The organism is Vibrio sp. 1288 (assembly GCF_033344475.1).
On the sequence record NZ_JAWPOX010000117.1, the window covers coordinates 1 to 1,162 of the forward strand.

Annotated in this window: 1 protein-coding gene; it reads left to right on the forward strand. The window is 45.7% G+C overall.

What is annotated here, in order from left to right:
• Positions 1-1,162, forward strand: a 1,162-nt coding sequence (locus R8O11_RS24995; RefSeq protein WP_318194579.1) for an AAA family ATPase, incomplete at both ends; no start/stop codon positions are given.

Here is a 1,162-nt window from a genome sequence, read left to right on the forward strand (position 1 = left end):
ATTCAAAATAGCGTTATCTACTCACTTGATATCGGTTCGCTGCTAGCAGGCACTAAGTATCGTGGTGATTTCGAGAAACGTTTCAAATCGATTTTGAAGCAGCTTGAAAAAGAAGAAGATGCCATCCTGTTCATTGATGAGATCCATACTATTATCGGTGCTGGTGCAGCGTCTGGTGGCCAAGTCGATGCGGCAAACTTGATTAAACCTCTACTAAGTAGCGGTAAGTTGCGCTGTATTGGTTCAACTACCTACCAAGAGTACAGCAATATTTTCGAAAAAGAGCGTGCGCTATCTCGTCGCTTCCAAAAAATCGACGTTGTCGAACCATCTCTGGACGATACAACCAAGATCCTGATGGGCTTGAAACCAAAGTACGAAGCTCACCACGAAGTGCGTTACACCAACAAAGCACTGCGTGCAGCCGTAGAGCTGTCTGCGAAGTACATCAACGAACGTCATCTACCTGACAAAGCGATTGACGTTATTGATGAAGCTGGTGCTCGTAGTCGATTAGCTCCAGCAAGTCGTCGTAAGAAGACGGTTGGCGTGGCTGATATTGAAGCCATGGTTGCAAAAATGGCTCGAATTCCAGAGAAGTCGGTGTCTTCATCTGACAAAGACATCTTGAAGAATCTTGATGGCAAAATGAAGATGCTAGTCTTTGGTCAAGACAACGCTATTGATGCGCTTTCGGAGGCTATCAAACTGTCTCGTGCTGGTTTGGGTGTAGATAACAAGCCTGTGGGTTCGTTCTTGTTTGCAGGGCCTACTGGTGTGGGTAAAACCGAGGTAACTGTTCAGCTATCGAAACTGCTTGGTATTGAACTGCTTCGTTTTGATATGTCTGAGTATGGTGAGCGTCACTCTGTGAGCCGCTTAATTGGTGCTCCTCCAGGTTATGTTGGTTATGATCAAGGTGGCTTGTTAACCGATGCCGTTATTAAGCATCCTCATTCCGTTGTTTTGTTGGATGAGATTGAGAAAGCGCACCCAGATATCTTTAACTTGTTACTGCAAGTGATGGATAACGGTACGCTGACGGACAACAATGGTCGCAAGGCCGATTTCCGTAACGTGATCCTTGTGATGACCACTAACGCGGGTGTGGCTGAAACTGAGAAGAAATCGATCGGTTTAATCCAACAAGATCATAGTCACG